The sequence below is a fragment of the Mesorhizobium sp. M0910 genome (genome assembly GCF_040319465.1).
In the GTDB taxonomy this organism is placed as follows: domain Bacteria; phylum Pseudomonadota; class Alphaproteobacteria; order Rhizobiales; family Rhizobiaceae; genus Mesorhizobium.
The window spans coordinates 75,977-97,369 of sequence record NZ_JAMYNZ010000016.1 but is presented as its reverse complement, the minus strand read 5'-3'; the positions used below and the strand labels follow the sequence as shown (position 1 = coordinate 97,369).

At 61.7% G+C, this 21,393-nt stretch carries 13 protein-coding genes; 2 read left to right on the top strand and 11 right to left on the bottom strand.

The window, feature by feature from the left end:
* Positions 1–167 precede the first annotated feature (167 nt).
* From NKH78_RS28785 to NKH78_RS28770, 4 genes are all read right to left on the bottom strand, one after another.
* Positions 168–1,787 carry an ABC transporter ATP-binding protein gene (locus NKH78_RS28785; RefSeq protein ID WP_254819906.1) on the bottom strand — a complete coding sequence of 540 codons (1,620 nt, stop codon included), beginning with the start codon at positions 1,785–1,787 and terminating at the stop codon, positions 168–170.
* A 3-nt stretch (positions 1,788–1,790) separates the two neighbouring features.
* Entirely contained in the window at positions 1,791–2,909 is a 1,119-nt protein-coding gene (locus NKH78_RS28780; protein WP_254819905.1) for an ABC transporter permease, read from the bottom strand.
* Positions 2,902–3,825, bottom strand: a complete 924-nt coding sequence (locus NKH78_RS28775; protein ID WP_352507586.1) for an ABC transporter permease subunit — start codon at positions 3,823–3,825, stop codon at positions 2,902–2,904. Before NKH78_RS28775 ends, NKH78_RS28780 begins: the two co-directional genes overlap by 8 nt.
* 166 nt (positions 3,826–3,991) lie before the next feature.
* Positions 3,992–5,584: a peptide ABC transporter substrate-binding protein gene (locus tag NKH78_RS28770; protein ID WP_352507585.1), complete on the bottom strand. Its 1,593-nt coding sequence runs from the start codon at positions 5,582–5,584 to the stop codon at positions 3,992–3,994.
* A 384-nt stretch (positions 5,585–5,968) separates the two neighbouring features.
* On the opposite strand from NKH78_RS28770, the gene NKH78_RS28765 reads away from it, so the two are divergent.
* Together NKH78_RS28765 and NKH78_RS28760 are read left to right on the top strand one after the other, a co-directional pair.
* Entirely contained in the window at positions 5,969–6,448 is a 480-nt protein-coding gene (locus NKH78_RS28765; protein ID WP_352507584.1) for a TadE/TadG family type IV pilus assembly protein, read from the top strand.
* 45 nt (positions 6,449–6,493) lie between these two features.
* Positions 6,494–8,233: a pilus assembly protein TadG-related protein gene (locus tag NKH78_RS28760; RefSeq protein WP_352705817.1), complete on the top strand. Its 1,740-nt coding sequence runs from the start codon at positions 6,494–6,496 to the stop codon at positions 8,231–8,233.
* 8 nt (positions 8,234–8,241) lie between these two features.
* Here the strand turns inward: NKH78_RS28760 and bglA are convergent, their stop codons facing one another.
* The 7 genes from bglA to NKH78_RS28725 all read right to left on the bottom strand — a co-directional run bounded on the left by bglA (position 8,242) and on the right by NKH78_RS28725 (position 21,303).
* Positions 8,242–9,870, bottom strand: a complete 1,629-nt coding sequence (gene bglA, locus NKH78_RS28755; RefSeq protein ID WP_352738813.1) for a beta-galactosidase BglA — start codon at positions 9,868–9,870, stop codon at positions 8,242–8,244.
* Positions 9,860–11,866 (bottom strand): glycogen debranching protein GlgX, encoded by a 2,007-nt coding sequence (glgX, locus tag NKH78_RS28750; RefSeq protein ID WP_352738811.1) that lies wholly within the window; start codon positions 11,864–11,866, stop codon positions 9,860–9,862. The genes bglA and glgX overlap by 11 nt, the downstream gene beginning before the upstream one ends.
* 226 nt (positions 11,867–12,092) lie before the next feature.
* On the bottom strand, positions 12,093–13,721 hold the full coding sequence (locus NKH78_RS28745; protein WP_352738810.1) for an alpha-D-glucose phosphate-specific phosphoglucomutase: 1,629 nt from the start codon (positions 13,719–13,721) through the stop codon (positions 12,093–12,095).
* A gap of 3 nt (positions 13,722–13,724) precedes the next feature.
* Entirely contained in the window at positions 13,725–15,170 is a 1,446-nt protein-coding gene (glgA, locus tag NKH78_RS28740) for a glycogen synthase GlgA (RefSeq protein WP_352738808.1), read from the bottom strand.
* Between the two features lie 3 nt (positions 15,171–15,173).
* Positions 15,174–16,439, bottom strand: a complete 1,266-nt coding sequence (glgC, locus tag NKH78_RS28735) for a glucose-1-phosphate adenylyltransferase (RefSeq protein WP_254819896.1) — start codon at positions 16,437–16,439, stop codon at positions 15,174–15,176.
* Positions 16,440–16,474: 35 nt separating this feature from the next.
* A complete protein-coding gene (gene glgB / locus NKH78_RS28730) occupies positions 16,475–18,688 on the bottom strand; it encodes a 1,4-alpha-glucan branching protein GlgB (protein WP_352778705.1) in 2,214 nt (737 codons plus the stop codon).
* A 146-nt stretch (positions 18,689–18,834) separates the two neighbouring features.
* A complete protein-coding gene (locus NKH78_RS28725; protein ID WP_352738804.1) occupies positions 18,835–21,303 on the bottom strand; it encodes a glycogen/starch/alpha-glucan phosphorylase in 2,469 nt (822 codons plus the stop codon).
* Positions 21,304–21,393 lie beyond the last annotated feature (90 nt).

Genomic DNA, 21,393 nt, shown 5'->3' with positions numbered 1-21,393 from the left:
ATCACCGAACACTCTCTCCACGGCATCAACACCTCCCGGCAAAAACCGAAAAGTGTTACCTATGTGTCCGGTACAAATCGTCACCTATGTCTCGGGCCGCTCAACAGCGGCTTAGCTGTTTTTGTTCCCGACACAGCCACCATCCGCCGCAGTTCTGACCAATCGCGCTATGCGCTCAGGCGAAATCGCGTGACATCGATGGCCGCGGCCATCAGTGTCTGTGTGTAGGTTGCCTGCGGATTACTGAAGATCGCCTCGGCCGGTCCCTCCTCGACGATCTTGCCCTGTTTCATGACGATGATGTAGTCGGCCATGGCGCGCACGACGGCGAGGTCGTGGCTGATGAACAGATAGGACAGCTCGTGGTCGGCCTGCAGCTTGCGCAGCAATTCGACGATCTGCTTCTGCACGGAGCGGTCCAGCGCCGAGGTCGGCTCGTCCAGCACCACCACTTTAGGCTTGAGTATCATGGCGCGCGCAATGGCGATGCGCTGCCGCTGGCCGCCGGAGAATTCGTGCGGATAGCGGTTGCGCGTGTTCGGGTCGAGCCCGACTTCTAGCAATGCATCGACCGCGCGGAGATCGCGCTGCCTGCCCGACAGATTGGGCTCGTGGACCAGCAGCCCCTCGGTGATTATCTGGCCGACGGTCATGCGTGGCGACAGCGAGCCGAATGGATCCTGGAAGACGAGCTGTAATTCGCGCCGCAGCGGCCGCATCGCCTGGCGATCGGCGTGGGAAATGTCGCGGTCGCCAAGCCGGATGATGCCGTCGCTGGGCAGGAGCCGCAGCAAGGCGCGGCCGAGCGTCGATTTTCCCGAGCCGGATTCGCCGACGATGCCGATCGTCTGGTTGCGCTTCAGCCGTATCGAAATGCGATCGACGGCGCGCAGCAGCAGCGGCTCGCCGCCAAGAAATCCGCCGCCGATCTTGAAGGTCACCTCGACGTTCCTGCCTTCAAGCAGGACAGGGGCATTCGGCGGCGGCGGCGCCTTGGTGCCGGTCGGTTCGGCGGCAAGCAGCATCTTGGTGTAGGCGTGCTGCGGGTTGGCGAAGATCGCTTCCGCTTCGCCCTCCTCGACCACCTCGCCATAGCGCATCACATAGACCCGATCGGCAAAGCGCCGGACGATGCCGAGGTCGTGGGTGATGAAGACGATCGCCATGCCGAGCTTGCGCTGCAATTCGGCGAGCAGCATGAGGATCTGTGCCTGGATGGTGACGTCGAGCGCGGTCGTCGGCTCGTCGGCGATCAATATGTCGGGGTCGTTGGCCAGCGCCATGGCGATCATGACGCGCTGGCGCTGACCGCCCGACAACTCGTGCGGATAGGATTTCATCCGCCGCTCCGGATCGGGAATATGGACCAGCCGCAGCAGCTTGAGCGCCTCCTCGCGCGCCGCCGCGGCGCCCAGCCCGCGATGCTTGCGGATCGGCTCGATCAACTGGTTGCCGATCGAATAGAGCGGGTCGAGCGAAGTCATCGGCTCCTGGAAGATCATGCTGATCTTGCGGCCGCGGATCTTGTTGAGCTCGGGCTTGCTCAAGGTCAAAAGATTGCGGCCGCGATAATCGACGGTGCCGGTGGCCTCGCCGTTCGAGGCGAGCAGGCTCATCGCCGCCATCATCGTCTGGCTCTTGCCGGAACCGGATTCGCCGACGACGGCGACGGTCTCGCCTGATTTGACGTGGATATTGATGCCCTTCACCGCCTCCACCACACCGTCGAGGGTGCGGAAGCGGACCCGAAGGTCCTTGACGCTGAGGATGGTTTCGGAAGCAGCCATCTCTCAACGATCCTTCGGGTCGAGCGCGTCACGCAGGCCGTCGCCGACGAAATTCAACGCGAACAACGTCGAGACGAGAAAGAATGCCGGGAACAAAAGCAGCCAGTTGGCCGAGCCGATGTTCTGGGCGCCGACCGAGATCAGCACGCCCCAGCTTGTCATCGGCTCTTGGACGCCGAGCCCGAGGAACGACAGGAAGCTTTCCAGGATGATGACCTGCGGCACCAGCAGCGTCATGTAGATCACCACCGGCCCGAGCAAATTGGGGATGACGTGGCGCAGCAAAATGCCACGCTGTCCGACGCCCATCGCCTCCGCCGCCTGGACATATTCCTGCCGGCGGATCGACAGCGCCTGTCCGCGCACGATGCGCGCCATGTCGAGCCACAGCACCGCGCCGACGGCCAGGAACATTAGCACGAAGTTCCTGCCGAAAAACACCACCAGCATGATGACGAAGAAGATGAACGGCAAAGAATAGAGCACGTCGACGACACGCATCATCACCTCGTCGACCCTGCCGCCGGCAAGGCCGGCGGTGGCGCCGTAGAGCACGCCGATGACCACGGCCACAATGCCGGCAAGCAATCCGATGGCCAGCGATATGCGCCCGGCCATCAGCGTTCGCGATAGCAGATCGCGGCCGGTGTTGTCGGTGCCGAACAGGAAATATTGCTGCTTGATCGAGGCACTCATCACCATTTCGAGACCATCCGGCGATTTGCTCTCGATCTTTGTGTCATCAAAGGTATCGGAACGATCAAGGTAGCGAATGTTGCGGTCGTCGATCGGCTTGGACGATCTGACGGTAACGAACACACGGCTGCCCTCCTGCCGCCAATCCTTGATGTCGACGCGCATACGCCTGATCGCCTCATCGAGAGCGCCTTCGATCATGTCGGCCTGCGGATAGGCGGAGAAGCTCGGCGGCGTGCGCACATAGTCGGCATAGATGGTGGTATACTGGTGCGGCACGAAATAGGGCCCAAACACACTGATGACGGTGATGAAGGCAAGATAATACAGACTGAACATGGCCGCGCGATTGGCCTTGAGGCGCGCCCAGGCGTCACCCCACAGGGATCGGCCGACGACCGGTGCGGCAACTGCGATATCAGTCATAGCGCACCCTCGGATCGACGACACCATAGAGGACGTCGACGATCAGGTTGAAGACAATAGTGAAGAGCGCGATGACCACCACCGTTCCCATAACCAGAGTGTAGTCGCGGTTGAGCGCGGCAACGACAAAATGGCGGCCGATGCCCGGTATAGAGAAGATGGTCTCGACGATGATCGAGCCGGTGAGAAGGGCTGCAGCTGCCGGACCGGTAAAGGAGACGATCGGCAGGATGGCGCCGCGCAGCGCATGCTTGACGACGACTGACCAGTCGGACAGGCCGAGAGCGCGCGCGGTACGGATGTGATGCGAGTGCAGCGATTCGATCATCGAGCCGCGCATCAGGCGGGCAACGATTGCGATCTGCGGCAGAGCGAGCGTCAGTACCGGGCCGACCTTGTTGATAAGGGCTCCATCGCCCCAGCCACCGATCGGCAGCAGCTTCCAGGTCAATCCGAATACAAGCTGGATTACCGGGGCGATGACGAAGGTCGGAATGGTGCTGCCGGCGGTCGCCAGCGCGATCACCGAATAGTCGGCAAGCTTATTCTGGTTGAGCGCGGCAACAGTGCCGAGCACGCTGCCGAGGAGCAGCGCCAGAACGAGTGCCGAAGCGCCGAGTTGGATCGAGATCGGCAGGCCCTCCCTGAACAACTCGCCGACGGTAAAATCCGGCATGTTGTAGCTGGGACCGAAATTGCCGCGCAGAAGATTGCCCAGATAGTGGACGTACTGCAGCCAGAGCGGATCGTTGAGGCCGAACTGGGCTTCGAGATTGGCCCTGATCTCGGGGCTCAGACCCCGCTCCTGGTTGAACGGGCCGCCCGGCGCGACACGTATCAGGAAGAACGCCATGGTCACGATGACGAACAGCGTCGGAATGGCGGTCAGAAGCCGCCGGAATACGTAACGCAGCATCGGTGCCCCGCTTGATCCAGAGCAGCGCGCGTCCGGCTGGACGATTGCGCTCTAGCCTTCAAATCTTCGCACCGACATTATCGAAAATCGATTCCGGTTTCCGGGCCGATGCGATGGCAAACCAGCACCGCCGCGCATTGAGTTGCGCGGCGGCCTGGCTAAGGGATCAGTCCTTGCTGATGAAGCGGGACGGATGGATGTCCATCACATTGTCGTCGAAGCCATGCAGCTTCGAGGAAACGATATCGTGGTAGCTATAGTAGAGAAGCGGGATCTCGCCGACGTCGTCGACGAGGATGCGCTCGGCTTCGGCGAGTTTCTTCATACGCTCTTCGGGCTTGCCGCCCGCGGCGGCCGCCTCGTCCATGGCTGCCTCGAATTTCGGACTGTTGTAAACCGAATAGTTGTTGCCGCTGGCCTTGCGAGAGATGCCGAGAAAGGTTTCCGGATCCTTGTAGTCGGCGATCCAGGCGGCACGCGCCACGTCATAATCACCCTTCTGCTCGAGGAAGGAGTAGTGGGTCTTGGTGTCGGTGTTGAGCAGCGTGACCTCGACGCCGAGCGGCTTCAGCTGTTCCTGGATGGCGACAGCGGTGTTCTTGTGGTTCTCCGAAGTGTTGTAGCGGATCTGCATCTTCAGCGGATGCTCGGGCGTATAGCCGAGCTTCTCCAGGATTTTCTTGGCTTCGTCTTCGCGGTCGATCTGCGGCATGTCGGCGTATTTTGCCAGAGCCGGCGTGTAGCCTTCGATGCCCGGAGGTACCATCGAATAGCCGGGCAGCATCGAATTCTGCCAGACTTTTTCGGCCAGGAAGTCGCGATCGATCGCCATAGAGATGGCGTTGCGCAGTTCGACATTGTCCCACGGCGCCTTGTCGGTCTTGATCGCATAATAGTAGATGCCGAGATATGGCCCGACGCGGACCTGGTCGCCGAATTTGGCCTTGAGATCTGCGAGCTGTTCGGTCGGCAGGTCACCATAACTGTCGAGTTCGCCGGCCTCGAAGCGCTTCATCGCTGACGAGCGATCCTCGGTCGGGATGTAGTTGACCACGTCGAACTTGACGCTCGCGGCATCCCAGAATTTCGGATTCTTGACCAGCTTCAGATGGTCGTTGGGAATCCACTCCGCCGCTGTAAAGGCCCCGTTGGAGACCAGCTTGCCTGCCTTGATCCAGTCGGCGCCAAGCTTTTCGATGGACGCCTTGTTAACCGGATAGGTCGCCTGATGGGTCAGCATCTCCAGGAAGTAAGGCGTTGGCGCCTTGAGCGTGACTTCGAGAGTATTTGCGTCAATCGCCTTGACGCCCATATCCTCCGGCTTACCCTTCTTGGTGTTGACTTCCTCGGCACCCTTCACTGGATAGAGCATGGAAGCGTATTCCGCAGCGGTGGCCGGATCTTCCAGCCGACGGAACGAATAAACGAAGTCGTCCGCCGTCACCGGGCTGCCATCCGACCAGAGGCCGTCCTTGCGCAGCTTGAAGGTGTAGACAGTGCCGTCGTCGGACACCGTCCAGCTTTCGGCGGCGCCCGGAATGAGATTCGTCTTCTGATCATGCATGACGAGGCCCTGGAACAGGTCGCGTATGATATCGGCTTCGTAGACCGTCGAGGTCTTGTGCGGATCGAGCGTCTCCGCTTCGGCGGCGGCTCCGCGGTTGTAGACGGTCTCGGCGAAAGCCGGCGTGTAGAACGTACCGGCGGCCAAGACCATGGTCGTGGCGAGTACCGTCGCCTTCAGCACATGTTTCAACATGGAGTTCTCCCTAATGACGTCGCCCTTCAGCCACGTCTCTAAGCGTTGACGCCCCGAAACCGATTGGCTGGTTCCTTTCGAGCGCGCAGCCGGTTCCCTTTCCGGCAGCTGGTGACCAAACAGTAACGTGGAGATTTTTTATTTCAACAGTCTCTCGGGGTCACCCAAAGTAAGGCGCCGGGACAGTCGTCTTGCGAACGGCCAATTAAGGATCGAAACCATGGGCTTGGCTGCGTTTCATCGCCCTGAAAACGCCCGTCCGCGGGAGATAATCTGGCGGATCATTTCAGTTTGCGGGAATGTCTTAATTGGTTCTTAGTCAACCATGGGTTACATATTTGGACGGGTTCGGCACATCCCTCTTAAGTTCCGTGGACAAGGGCAATGGATAAGACAGACAGTAAAACTGTCTCATTAGCGGCAAAAAACACACGTCGAATAAGGACAAATCTACGCAAAATTGGAGATGAGTCCGGAACTTCCGCGATCGAATTTGCCCTGCTTTCACCGGTTTTCATCCTGCTCTTGCTCGGAATGGTTGCATATGGTATCTATTTTGGTGCAAGCAACTCCTTGCAGCAGATCGCCGCCGATGCCGCCCGCACTGCGATTGCCGGATTGAACCAAACCGAGCGCCAGGCGCTGGTGGCGAGTTTCGTCAAAAACAATGCCAGTGGATACCCGTTCGTCGATTCCGGCAAGCTGACCTATCAGGCGACGGACAGCACGGCCGACGGAAATCAGTTCGTCGTGTCGATCCAGTACGATGCCAGCAACCTGCCGATCTGGAACCTGTTACCAAGCCTTGCGATGCCGCAAACCACGATCACACGCAGGTCGACCATCAGGATTGGAGGCATTTGAATGTCGCAGTTCTTGCTGAGGGGCATCGGCCGGATCGCTCGCTCGATGGTTGGCGACGAGAAGGCGAACTTTGCCGTCATGACCGCGCTCATAGCGCCATTCGCCCTGGGGCTTGCGGCCTTCGCCGTCGACGAAGGTTCGATCTACACGGAGCGCAGGGAAGCCCAGGCGATGACGGATCTGGCGGCAATCACCGCGGCGTCGAACATCAACAATATGGAAGCCGCGGCAGTAACCACGCTCAGTGACAACCGAATGCCCGGCATCATTGTTCAAAAGCCAGGTCAGACAATCGTCCCCACGGCTGGGAAAACCGTCGTGTCCGTCACCGGCGGTCGATACTCAGCGGCTTCCTCCGTTGGTGTCGACAAGCGCTTCGAAGCCGGTAAAACGCCGTACAACGCCGTTCGCGTCACCCTGCACAAAATCCCCGCCCGGTATTTCGCCAGTTCGCTCATCCCTACTCCGGTTATCGGCACCGAAGCCATTGCCAGCGTGACCCCGCAAGCGATGTTCTCGGTCGGGTCAAGGCTCCTCAGCGTCAATGGCGGCATCCTTAACGCGCTTCTAAGCAAGTTGCTGGGCGGCAACATCTCGCTCAGCGTCATGGACTACAACGCGCTGATCTCGGCCGACGTCAACGTGCTTTCGTTCGTCGATGCCCTTGCCGTGCAGTTGCAACTGACAGGTGTCAGCTATTCCGACGTGCTGGCGTCAAAAGCGACGGTAGGCCAGATCGCGACCGCCATGGCCAATGCGTCCGGGTCGGGCAGCGCCAGCAAACTTGTGCTGCAGACGATCGCGTCAAGGGCCACGAACACGGTCAAGATACCCCTCAGTCATCTTATCGATCTTGGCCCGATCGGTAAGCTCGGCCTCGGACAAAAGTCTCCCGGCTTTTCCGTCGACGCAAGCGCGATGGGCATGCTGGGTGCCGCCGCCTCGCTGGCCAATGGCTCAAACCAGGTCCAGGTCGATCTCGGCGCCACTATTCCGGGACTTACCTCCACTACGCTCGCCATCGCCATCGGTGAACCGTTGCAATATTCACCCTGGCTGGCCGTAGGTGAAAAAGGCACCGTGGTGCGCACCGCGCAGACACGAATCAAGCTGGTCACCACAGTCGGCATCGGCAATTCCAATCTCGGCGGCGGCATCAGTCTGCTGTCCGTCAATCTGCCTCTGCATGTCGAAGTCGCCTATGCGGAAGCCAAGCTGACTGACATCAGCTGCCCGACGGGCCGGCCGGACAGCATCAAGGTCTCGATCGCCGCGCAGCCAGGCGTGGCCTCGCTGCACCTTGCCGCCAGCGACGCCGACAACAATCCATCGGCCTTCGCCGATTTCAGCAATCCGCAATCGTTCTCCGACACCACGATTGCCCAGGTAAGCGTGAAGCTTCTGCTGCTTACCCTCAATCTGCTCGATGTGAAGGGTTCTTCATCACTTGCCATCACCAACAACGATCCGACCACATTGACCTTCGACAGCACCGATATCGCCAACAAGACGATAAAAACTGTCGCCACAAAAAACCTGACGCAATCACTCACGACATCGCTGGTCAGCGGCCTCTCGCTCTCCGTCAATGCACTGGGCCTCGGGCTGGACGTGACGGCCCTGCTCGGAACGGTTAAGCCGGCGGTGGTAACGGTTCTGAACGGCGTGACGGCGCCGGTCGACGCACTGGTCTACAACGTGCTTGCGGCTGTCGGCGTGCATGTCGGCGAGGCCGATGTGCGGGTTGTCGGCGCGACTTGCGGGCGCTCCGTACTCGTTCAATGAGATGGAGATCAGCCGATCCGGCCGAGAAAGCAGCCTAGCGGCGGCAGCGACAGAGTTCCTTCCTGCAAGACGCCGGTAGTACTGCCAAGATCTATCGGCTCTATCACATCCAGATCCGGCGGCAATTGCCAGCCGGCCGGCTCGTTGGCGAAATTGAGGACACACAGCAGCTTTTCGTCACCGCCTTCGCGAATGAAAGCAAGGACGTCGCCTTCGGCATCGAGGAACCGGATCGAGCCTCGAACCAGCGCCGGATGCTGCTTGCGCAAGGCCAGCATCGCCCGGTAGCTCGCCAGGACGGAGGTTTGCTCGCCATTCTGGACGTCGACCGCCCGGGCGCGATGGCTTGCCGGGACCGGAAGCCACGGCTTGCCGGTTGAAAAGCCGGCATTGTCGGCGACAGCCTCCCAGACCATCGGCGTTCGGCACCCGTCCCGCCCCTTGATTGCCGGCCAGAAGCGGATGCCGAAGGGATCGCGCAAATCCTCGAACGCCAGTTCGGCCTCCTCCAGCCCGAGTTCTTCGCCCTGGTAAAGGCAGATCGATCCGCGCAAGCAGGAAAGCAGCACGATCGAGAATTTCGCCACCCTGTCCGGATCGCCGCCCGGCCTTGTCCATCGACTGACATGGCGCACGACATCGTGGTTGGAGAACGCCCAGCAAACCCAGCCGTCGAACACCTTACTCTCGAAGGCCTCGACACAGCCACGCACATGCGACGCCGAGAATTGCGGGCCGAGCAGATCGAACGTGTAGGACATTTGGAGCTTGTCGCCACCGCCGGTATAGGCGGCGAGTGTCTGCAAGGAACGAGTTTCGTCGCCAATCTCGCCGACAGCGACGCGGCCTTCATACTCGTCAAGCAAGGCCCGGAAGCGCTTGAGAAAAGTAAGGTTTTCCGGCTGGCTCTTGTCGAACAGATGCTCCTGATAGAGATAGGGGCTGGTTGCCGTATTGGAGCCGGCGACGCTTTCTGCCAAAGGCGGGTTGCTGCGCAGCCAGCGGTCGTGGACGTAATAGTTGACCGTATCCAGCCGGAAACCGTCGACGCCGCGCTCGAGCCAGAACCGCACCGTTTCCAGCAAGGCGTCCTGCACCTGCGGGTTGTGGAAATTCAGGTCCGGCTGCGAGGCGAGGAAATTGTGCAGGTAATATTGCCTGCGCGTAGCATCCCACTCCCAGGCGGGTCCGCCGAAGAGCGACAGCCAATTATTGGGGGCGGTGCCGTCGGGCTTCGCATCGGCCCAGACGTACCAGTCGGCCTTGGAGTTGTCGCGGCTCGTGCGGCTTTCGACGAACCATTCGTGCCGATCCGATGAGTGCGACAGGACCTGGTCGATGATCACCTTCAGGCCCAACCGGTGTGCCTCGGCAACCAGCGCGTCGAAGTCCTCTGATGTGCCGAACATCGGATCGACGGCGCAGTAATCCGAAACGTCGTAACCCATATCGGCCATTGGTGACTTGAAGAAAGGCGACAGCCAGACCGCGTCGACACCGAGCGATGCGACATGGGCCAGCCTCGAGGTGATGCCGCTGAGATCGCCGCTGCCGTCGCCTGTCGTGTCCTGGAAGGAGCGCGGGTAGATCTGGTAGATGACGCAGCCGCGCCACCATTCGGCATTGTCAGCCATCATGGCTTCCCCCTGCGCCCGCCCGCGCTGTCCTGCTTTCGATGATGAACATGACCGTTCGCCCAGGCACCGGCCGTGAGATGTCGCCAGTATCCGGTTCGATGGCTGGGCGCCAATGAAAACCCGCCCGTTCCGGCAGCGTGAACACGCAGGCTCGGCGGTCGCCGTTGATGACCACCGCAAGGCGACTGTTCTCATTGCCACCGAGCACCATGACCAGCCGATGTCGCCTAGGATCGTGCCAGGCTGCTTCATCGAGCGGCACGCCGGTTTCCGTCAGCCAGGCGACGTCAGGTAATTGCGAGCCGGCCGGCAGTTCTCCGGTCAGGAACCTGGTGTCCGAAAGCGCCGGCGCGGCACGACGCATCTTGGCGAGCAGAGCCGTGTACCGCTCTAGCGCCCGGTCGCGCCCGGACCAGTCGAGCCAGGTAATGTCATTGTCCTGCGCGTAAGCGTTGTTGTTGCCGCGCTGCGTGCGGCCGAACTCGTCTCCGGCCGTCAGCATGATCGTGCCGCGCGAGGCAAAGAGCGTCGCCAGCAGCGCGCACTGGTCATCGAAACGGGCCGTAACGATTGACTGGTCGTCGGTCTGACCCTCGACGCCATTGTTCCAGGACAGGTTGTCATCGTGACCATCGCGGTTCTGTTCGCCGTTGGCCTCGTTGTGCTTGTGCTCGTAGGCAACGATATCGGCCAGCGTCATGCCGTCATGCGCAGCGATGAAATTGAGGCTTCGGCTCGTTGTCTGGCCTGCTTTGGAAAAGACGTCGGACGAACCGGCAAGCCGCGTCGCCAGCGCACCGATCATGCCGCCGTCGCCGCGCCAGAAGCGGCGGATATCGTCACGGTATCTGTCGTTCCATTCTAGGAAGGGCGGCGGAAAATTGCCGAGTTGATAGCCATCCGGTCCGACATCCCAGGGCTCGGCGATCAGCACCCGGTCGCCAAGAACAGGGTCGTTGCGAATGGCGTTCAGCAGCGGCGCATCGGCGTCGAAAACGCCGTCGCCGCGGCCGAGGATCGGCGCCAGGTCGAAGCGGAATCCGTCGACGCCGGCGCACTGGACAAAATGGCGAAGCGTGTCGAGGACCATGTCCCGGACGACCGGATGGTCGCAGGCCACCGTATTGCCGGTTCCGGTGTCATTGACCAGAGCGCCGTCGGCCTCGTGCCGGTAGTAGGCGCGGCTGTCGAGGCCGCGCAGCGACAATGTCGGGCCGAGCCGGTCGCTTTCGCCGGTGTGATTGAACACCAGGTCGAGAATGGTGCCGATGCCGGCCTCGCGCAGCGCAGCGACCATTCCGCGCAACTCGGCCAGACCGCCGGGCGCCAGTCGCGGATCGAGCGCCATGAAGGTCACGGGATTATAACCCCAGGCGTTGCGCAGCCTGAGCGGCGGCAAATGCCGTTCGTCGATCGATGCCGTCACCGGCATCAACTCAACGGCTGCAACACCGAGGTTTTGCAGATGCTCTACAACAAGGGGGCGAGCGAGAGCTGCAATGGTGCCGCGCTGCTTCTCGGGAATGTCCTTATGCAGCTTTGTGAAGGCGCGTACCGGCACTTCATAGATTAGGCCGCCGGGCCGAAACAGCGGCGGCAAGGCGGGCAAGGGTTCCGGCAAGGCGCCGGCAACGGCCTTCGGCATCAGCGGCGCGGTATCAGCCCCCTCGCCCCGACGCGCGGCCAGTCGGCCGTCATAGGCATAAGGCCTGTCGATCTCGACGGCGTAGGGATCGGCCAGCAGCTTGTCGGGATCGAACCAAAGGCCCTGCTCCGGCGCGTAGTCGCCATCGGCACGGAGCCCGTAGCGGGTGCCGGCGGCGAGACCGGCAACAAAAAGCGCGTGCACGCCCTCGCCTTCCGACTGGAGTTGCAGCCGGTCGATTTCGCGGTTGCCGCGCTGGTCGAAGATCGAGACCCAGATGCGCCGAGCCGACGAGGACCATGCGGCGAAGCGGATGCCTTCTTGGGTGATTGTTGCGCCGAGTTGGCTCATACGGCGTCTCCTTCTCCCCTTGTGGGAGAAGGTGGATCGGCGCGCAGCGCCGAGACGGATGAGGGGTGCTGGAAGAAACGAGGCATGGGCGATTTGTGCAAAGGTGTGCGCCAAGCTGGAACACCCCTCATCCGACCGAGCTTCGCTCGGCCACCTTCTCCCACAAGGGGAGAAGGGGGAGCCTCGCAACGCAGGCCGAACTCAGACGGACGGCTGTCAACCAAAGTCACGTAATCACGCTCGGCTTGGCGCGACCGGTATGGCTGCGAATCCCGGCGATATCGTCGGCCGCCGCAATCAGGTCGGCAAGCGCCTCCTGGGTGTCGAGATCGTGGCGGTTCTTGTCCGGCTCGTAGCGCTCGACATAAAGCCGCAATGTCGCGCCCGAGGTGCCGGTGCCGGACAGGCGGAAGACGACGCGTGAGCCACCTTCGAACAACACCCTGATGCCCTGGTTCTTGCTGACCGAGCCGTCGACCGGATCGTGATAGGCGAAATCATCGGCGCTGGCGATCGTCATGCCGCGCACGCTGGTGCCAGGCAGCGAGCCGAGCTTGGCGCGCAGTTCGTCGACAAGCGCGTTGGCACGGTCGGTCTCGACCTCCTCGTAATCGTGGCGCGAATAGTAATTGCGGCCGTAGGCTGCCCAATGCTGGGTGACGATCTGCTTGGCGCTTTCGCCGCGCACGGCAAGGATGTTGAGCCACAAAAGCACGGCCCACAGGCCGTCCTTTTCGCGTACATGGTTGGAGCCGGTCCCCGCACTCTCCTCGCCGCAGATCGTCGCCATGCCGGCGTCGAGCAGATTGCCGAAAAACTTCCAGCCGGTCGGCGTTTCATAGATGCCGATGCCGAGCTTTTCGGCGACGCGGTCGGCAGCACCGCTGGTCGGCATCGAACGGGCTATGCCTTTCAGCCCGGCCTTGTAGCCCGGCGCCAGATGGGCGTTGGCGGCGAGCATCGCCAGCGAATCCGACGGGGTGATGAAAATGCCCTTGCCGATGATCAGGTTGCGGTCGCCATCGCCATCAGAGGCAGCGCCAAAGTCGGGCGCATCCGGGCCCATCATCTCGTCGTAGAGGTGTTTTGCATGCACCAGATTGGGATCGGGATGGTGGCCGCCGAAATCCGGCAGCGGAATGAAATTGCGGGCGGTGCCGTTCGGCGCGCCGAGCCGGTTTTCGAGGATCTCCTTGGCGTAGGGGCCTGTCACCGCATGCATGGCGTCGAAGCGCATGCGGAAGCCCGATTTGAACAGCGCCCGCAACGCCTTGAAATCGAACAGGCTTTCCATCAGATCGGCATAGTCGGCAACCGGATCGATGATTTCGACGGTCATGTCAGCCGCCTTGACCGTGCCGATCGTGTCGATGTCGACCGGCCCCATATCGGCGATCTTGAAGCTTGAAATCGCCTTGGTTTTTTCGAAGATTGCGTCGGTCAGCTTTTCCGGCGCCGGGCCGCCGTTGCCGGCATTGTACTTGATCCCGAAATCCTCATGTGGGCCACCCGGATTGTGGCTGGCCGACAGGATGATGCCGCCGAAGGTCTTGTATTTGCGGATTACATGCGAAGCGGCCGGCGTCGACAAGATGCCGCCCTGCCCGACCATCACCTTACCGAAGCCGTTTGCCGCGGCCATGGCGATGGCCTTCTGGATGACCTCGCGGTTATAAAAGCGGCCGTCGCCGCCGATCACCAGGGTTTTGCCATCGAATCCATCCAGCGCGTCGAAGATCGACTGGATGAAGTTCTCGGCATAGTGCTCCTGCTGGAACACCGGGACTTTCTTGCGCAGCCCGGAGGTGCCGGGTTTCTGGTCGGGATAGGGTTTGGTGGCGACGGTGCGGATCATCAGTCAGGCAGCCCTTTTCGAAAGCAGCAAGCGATAGAGTTGAACATATTTTTCGGCGCTTTTGTCCCACGAAACGTCGGCCTTCATGCCTTGCCGCTGCATCGACGTCCACACCGCGGGATTGGCATGCGCCTCGACAAGGCGGCGGACGGCGTGCAGCAAGGCGCCGGCATTGGCGGGCACGAATTGGAAGCCGGTCGCCACGCCGGCAGAGATGGCGGCTTCGTTGGCATCGATCACCGTGTCGGCAAGGCCGCCGGTGCGCGCGACGACCGGCACGCAGCCATAGCGCAGGCCGTAAAGTTGCGTCAGCCCGCAAGGTTCGAAGCGCGACGGGATGATGATGGCGTCGCAGCCGCCCTGCATGGTGTGGGAGAGCCCCTCGTCATAGCCGACGACGACGCCGATGCGGCCACGATGGCGGGCTGCGGCGGCAAGCAACGTGCCTTCCAGCCCAGCGTCGCCAGACCCAAGGATTGCCAGCCGTGCACCTGCCGCGACGATGCCGTCGACGGCAGCAGCCAATATGTCCATGCCCTTTTGCCAGGTCAGCCGGCTGACGACGCAGACGATCGGGCTGTCATCGCGATCGAGGCTGAACCGGTCCTCGACCGCGGCCTTGTTGGGCATTCGCGCCTTAAGCGTCTTTGCCGTGTAGTTGGAGACCAGATGCTTGTCGGTTTCCGGGTTCCATATCTCGGTATCGATGCCGTTGACGATGCCATGGAGATCGACGGAGCGCATGTTGATCAGGCCGTCGAGGCCCATGCCGAATTCGGGCAAACGGATTTCCTGCGCATAGGTCGGGCTGACCGTGGTGATCGCCCAGGCGGCCTGCAGGCCGGCCTTGAGGAAGCCGACGCCGCCGTAATATTCGACGCCGTCGAGCGCCATCGCCGCCGCCGGCAGGCCAAGCTCGCCAAAGATGCTGGCGCCGAACTGGCCCTGGAAGGCGAGATTGTGCACGGTTATCATCGACGGCGTGCCGACCGCCTTGCCGTAGCGCATGTAGGCGAGCGTCATTGCCGACTGCCAGTCATGGGCATGGACGATATCGGGCAGGTAGCCCGAGATGGAGCCCCCGGCGATGTCGCCGCCTACCTGGCTCAAGGCAGCGAACCGCCGCCAATTGTCCGGCCAGTCGGCGCCGGTCGCGTTGCCGTATGGACCGCCGGGGCGGTCGAAAAGATGCGGCGCGTCGAGCACGAACAGGTCGAGGCCGGCGATCTGGACGGCGTGCACCGACGCCTTGCCGCCCTGCAGCAGCGGATATTGTTGAACCGCCTTCTTTTTCTTGAAGGCGCCCATCACCTGCGGGTAGCCGGGGACGAGCGTGCGCATGGTGACGCCCTTGCCGGCCAATGCCATGGGCAAGGCGCCGGTTACGTCGGCGAGCCCTCCGGTCTTGACCAGCGGAAAGATCTCGGGCGCCACCGACAGAACCTGCATGCACTACGATCCCAGCCTGTTGATCATGTCCTGCGTGACCAGGCAGATGCCTTTTTCCGAAACGCGGAAACGCTTGGCGTCGAGGACGGGATCCTCGCCCACCACCAGCCCCTCCGGAATCCTGACGCCGTGATCGATGACTACGCGCTTCAGCCTGGCGTTGCGGCCGACATGGACGTCCGGCAGCATGACGACCTCCTCCAATGTCGAATAGGAATTGATGCGCGCGCCGGTGAAGATCAGGCTTCGCTTCAGCGAAGCGCCCGAAACGATGCAATCGCCCGACACGAGAGACGACACGGCCGACCCGCGGCGGCCATCCTCATCATGCACGAACTTTGCCGGCGGCTTCAACTCGGCATAAGTCCAGATCGGCCAGTCGCGGTCGTAGAGGTCGAGTTCCGGCGTGATGTCGGTCAGGTCGATATTGGCCTCCCAATAGGCGTCGACCGTTCCGACGTCGCGCCAATAGGCCTCGTTCTCGGCGGTCGAGCGCACGCAGGATTTGGCGAAGCGATGGGCGATCGCCTTTCCGTGCTCGACGATGTAGGGGATGATGTCCTTGCCGAAGTCGCGGCTCGAGCCGGGCTCTGCCGCATCGCGACGCAACTGCTCCATCAGGAACTTGGTCTTGAACACATAGATGCCCATCGAGGCCAGCGCAAAATCCGGCTTGTCGGGAATGCCCGGCGGATCGGCGGGCTTTTCGATGAAGGAGATGATGGTGTCCTTGGGATCGACATGCATGACGCCGAAGCCGGTAGCTTCCATGCGTGGCACTTCGAGGCAGCCGACGGTGACGTCGGCGCCGGCCTCGACATGTTGGCGCAGCATCATTTCGTAGTCCATCTTGTAGACGTGGTCGCCGGCCAGGATGACCATGTATTCCGGCCCATAGGCCTCGATGATGTCGATGTTCTGGTAAACGGCGTCGGCGGTGCCCTCGTACCATTGCGTTTCCGACACACGCTGGCTGGCCGGCAGGATGTCGAAGCTCTCGTTGCGCTCGGGCCGCAGGAAGTTCCAACCGCGCTGCAGATGGCGGATCAGCGAATGCGCCTTGTATTGGGTGGCGACGCCGAGGCGGCGGATACCGGAATTGAGCGCATTGGAGAGCGCGAAATCGATGATGCGGGTCTTGCCGCCGAAATAGACCGCCGGCTTGGCACGGCGGTCGGTCAGTTCCTTGAGCCGGCTGCCACGGCCGCCGGCCAGCACATAAGCCATGGCGTCGCGTGCCAGCGGCTGGGTTCGTTTTATTTCAGCCATTCTTATCCTCCCAGGTTAGATACTCCAGACATAGCTTAGTCTGGGACGAATTCGAGCATGATTGTCGACAGCGGCGGCAAAAGCATCGTCGCCGAAATGCCTCCTCCTTCCGCCTGAGCCTCGACGCCGCCGCTATTGCCCATGCCGGAACCGCCATAGTCCGTGGCATCGGTGTTGATGATCTCGCGCCATTTTCCGGCCTGCGGCAACGGCACGCGGTAATTGTCGCGCGGCACCGGCGTGAAGTTGGAAATGACGGCGACCGGGTTGCCGCCCGGCGCGCTGCGCAGCCAGGCAAAGACCGAGTTCGCGCTGTCGTCGACGATCAGCCAGGAAAAGCCCTCCGGCTCGCAGTCGCGGGCATGCAGCGCCGGGCGCGAGCGGTAGAGATAGTTGAGGTCGCGCACCGTCTGCCAGACGCCACGGTGGAGCCGGAAATCGAGCAGGTTCCAGTCGAGCGCGCGCGCCTCGCTCCACTCGCGGGGCTGCGCGAACTCCTGGCCCATGAACAACAGCTTCTTGCCGGGATAACCCCACATGAAGGCGTAATAGGCGCGCAGCGTCGCGAATTTCTGCCAGTCGTCACCGGCCATCTTGTTGAGCAGCGTGCCCTTGCCGTGCACCACCTCGTCGTGGGACAGCGGCAGCACGAAATTCTCGCTGAAGGCGTAGACCAGGCCGAAGGTGATGTCGTTGTGGTGATGCTTGCGGAAGATCGGCTCCTTGGAAAAATACTCCAGAGTGTCGTGCATGAAACCCATGTTCCACTTGAAGCCGAAGCCCAGCCCGCCTTCATGCACCGGCTGCGAGACTTTCGGCCACGAGGTCGATTCCTCGGCGATGGTCATCACGCCCGGATGGTGGCCGTAGACCTCCTTGTTCATACGCTGCAGGAAGCTGACCGCCTCGAGGTTTTCGCGCCCGCCCTTCTCGTTGGGGATCCATTCGCCGGCCTTGCGCGAATAATCGAGATAAAGCATCGAGGCGACCGCATCGACGCGCAGTCCGTCGACGTGATATTTCTCGGCCCAGAACAGCGCATTGTTGACCAGGAACGAAATCACTTCGCGGCGCCCGAAATTATAGATCGCTGTGTTCCAGTCGGGATGGAAGCCCTTGCGCGGGTCGGCATGCTCATAGAGCGCGGTGCCGTCGAACTTTGCCAGACCGTGTTCGTCAACCGGGAAATGCGCCGGCACCCAGTCGAGGATGACGCCGATGCCGGCACGGTGGGCGCCGTCGACGAAGCGGGCAAAACCGTCCGGATCGCCAAAGCGGGCAGTCGGCGCATAAAGACCCGTCGTCTGGTAGCCCCAGGACGGGTCATAAGGGTGTTCGGAGATCGGCATGAATTCGATGTGGGTAAAACCGGTCTCGACCACGTAAGGGATCAGCCTGTCGGCGAGCTCATCCCACGACAGAAAGCTGCCGTCGTCGTGAAGCCGCCATGACCCGGCATGGACCTCGTAGATCGATACGGCTTCGCGCCTGTGGTCGGCATTGCGCCAGTAGTTCCGGTGCGCTTCGTCGCCCCATTCATGCGCCGGCGGCAAAGCCGTCACCGAGGCGGTGGCCGGGCGCAGTTCGGACTTGAAGGCGAACGGATCGGCTTTGAGCGGCAATCTCACGCCCTCTGGCCCGATGATTTCGTACTTATACGGGCGGCCAGCGCCGATGTCGGGAATGAATAGCTCCCAGATGCCGGTGTCGCGGCGGACGCGCATGGTATGCCTGCGGCCGTCCCACTCGTTGAAGTCGCCGACCACCGAGACACGCCTTGCATTGGGCGCCCACACCGCAAAATGTACGCCCGATGCACCTTCATGGTCGATGAGATGGGCGCCGAGCTTGTCGAACAGCCTGAGATGCGATCCTTCGGCGATATAGTAATCGTCTAGCGGACCGAGCACGGGGCCGAAGGAATATGGATCGGTCAGCCACCAGTCACCGCCTGCGTTCCTGGCGTGGTAGCGCAGCGGCTGGCGTTTGCGCAGCGACAGTTTGCCTTCGAAGAAACCGCGATCGTCACGCCTCGACAGCTCGCCAGCCTTCTTGCCGGTCAGCGTATAGGCAGTGACGGACTCGGCATGAGGAACAAAGCAACGGGCGACAAATCCCTTCCCTGCCTCATGCACGCCGAGCACGGCAAACGGGTCGCCGTGCGTGCCCGCGACAATCGCCGCGACATCGCTGGTTTGCGCCAGTCCGTCCGGCCCGCTTGTCGCAACGGTCGCGCGCGGCTTGCTCATCAGGCAGTGATCCTCCCCGGGCACCAAGTGTATGTTTCTAGTAGAGTTTTGAATTCGACATTCGCATGCCGCCTGACCCTCCAAAGGATGCGAGGGTCAAATCCACTCCACTAGGACCACATTGTCCGTGGTCTCATGCAATCATATCAGGCGGGCACGTGCCATATGTCTTTCGCATATTGGCGGATCGTTCGATCGGACGAGAACCAGCCGACGCGGGCGACATTGCGGATGGCCCTGGCGTACCAGTCCGGGCTGTTGCGCCAGACGGCATCGACGTCGCGCTGGGTGGCGGCGTAGGCATCAAAATCCGCGGCGACCATGAACCAGTCGCTCTGGTAAAGACCGTTGATCAGGTCGCGATAACGGTCCGGATCGTCAGGTGAGAAGACGCCCGATGAAATCGCCGACAGCGCCTGCGCCAATTCGGGCGAGCCCTCGATCACGGCGCGCGGATCGTAACCATTGTTGCGCCGCTCGGCGACTTCCTCTGTGGTCAGGCCGAAGATGAAGATGTTGTCGTCGCCGACGCATTCCTTGATCTCGACATTCGCGCCGTCGAGCGTGCCGATGGTCAGCGCACCGTTCAGCGCGAACTTCATGTTGCCGGTGCCGGAGGCTTCCATGCCGGCGGTCGATATCTGCTCCGAAAGATCGGCGGCCGGCATCATGATCTCGGCCAGGCTGACATTGTAGTTCGGCACGAACACCACTTTCAGCAAGCCGCGCACCGCGGGGTCGCGGTTGATGACACGGGCGACGTCGTTGGCAAGTTTGATGATCAGCTTGGCATTGTGATAGCTGGGCGCCGCCTTGCCGCCGAAGAATTTGACGCGGGGCATCCAGTCGCGCTCTGGATGTGAGCGGATCTGGTCGTAAAGCGCGACCGCTTCGAGAATGTTCAAGAGCTGGCGCTTGTATTCGTGGATGCGCTTGACCTGGATGTCGAACAGCGCCGAGGGGTCCACCTTGATGCCGAGCCGGTCGGCAACAAGATTGGCAAGCCTCGTCTTGTTCGCCCGTTTGACGGCGGCGAACTTGTCCCGGAACGCGGCGTCCTCGGCGAAAGGATCAAGCCGCTTTATCTCGTCGATGTCGTCGAGGAAACCGTCGCCAATCGCCTCTCGAGTGAGTGTCGTGAGGCCGGGATTGCACTGGATTAGCCAGCGCCGCGGCGTGATCCCGTTGGTCTTGTTGTTGATGCGGTCCGGGTAGAGCCTGTGGAGATCGGCAAACACCGTCTCCTTCATCAATTCCGTGTGCAGGGCCGAGACGCCGTTGATCGAGTGCGAGCCGACAAAGGCCAGATTGCCCATGCGCACGCGGCGATCGCCATTTTCCTGGATCAGCGAGATGCGGCTGATCTGCTCGTCCGAGAACTGGTCGGAGGCGCGCGCCTCGAGCAGCACTTCGGCGTTGATCGCGTAGACGATCTGCATGTGGCGCGGCAACAGCCGCTCGAACAGCGGCACGGGCCAGCTTTCGAGCGCTTCGGGAAGCAGCGTGTGGTTGGTGTAGCCGAAGGTGCGCTTGGTAATGCTCCAGGCCTGGTCGAAATCCATGCCGTGGACATCCATCAACAGGCGCATCAGCTCGGCTACGGCGATCGCCGGATGGGTGTCGTTGAGATGGATCGCCGCCTTGTCGGGCAGCGATTGCAAGTCGCCATACTGGCTGAGATGACGCTGGACGATGTCTTGCAGCGAGGCGGTGGAGAAGAAATACTCCTGCCTCAGTCGCAGCTCCTGGCCGGCCTTGTGGGAATCGGCCGGGTAAAGGACGCGCGACAATGCATCGGCCTTGTTGCTTTCGGCGAGCGCGCCGATGTGATCGCCGGCGTTGAACTTGTCGAGCAGGATCGGGTCGACCGGCATGCCGGACCACAGACGCAGCGTATTGACGCGATTGGCCCGCCAGCCGACCACTGGCGTATCGTAAGCAACGGCCAGGACATGTTCGGTCGGCTTCCAGACGTGGCGCTCGAGCCTGCCGTCCTTCGAGGTGATCGATTCCACCGAGCCGCCGAAGCCGACCTCGAAGGAGCGCTCGCGGCGTTCGAACTCCCAGGGATTGCCGTGATCGAGCCATGTCTCGGGCAGTTCCACCTGCCAGCCGTCATGAATCTCCTGCCGAAACATGCCGTTGGCATAGCGAATGCCGTAGCCATGCGCGGGGATATCGACGGTAGCCATGCTTTCCATGAAACAGGCGGCGAGCCGGCCAAGACCGCCATTGCCAAGGGCAGCGTCCGGTTCGAGCGCTGCAATGATGTCGAGGTCGACGCCAAGCGACGACAGCGCCTCGCGCATATTGTCCATCAGGCCGAGATTGGAGAAGGCATCGCGCATCAGGCGGCCGATGAGGAATTCCAGCGACAGGTAATAGACGCGCTTTTCCTGCTGGGCGTAGGCCTCTTGGGTCGCCTGCATCCAGTGATCGACGATGCGGTCGCGCACAACCTTGATCGAGGCGGTGAGCCAGTCGTACTGGGTTGCAACGTTGGTGCCCTTGCCGACCCTGTATTTGAGGGCCTGCAAGACTTCGTCGGCGAGCGTCTTGGGATCCGGGTTTTCGAGTGTGGGCGGAGGAGCTTCGGTTGTCATCGCGCGCGTCATGCTGCCTCTCGTGACGTTGCCAGGATCATGCGGCTTTCACCATCTCTGCCAATGCTAGTGCATCCCACCGGATGTTCAATCGATTCAGGC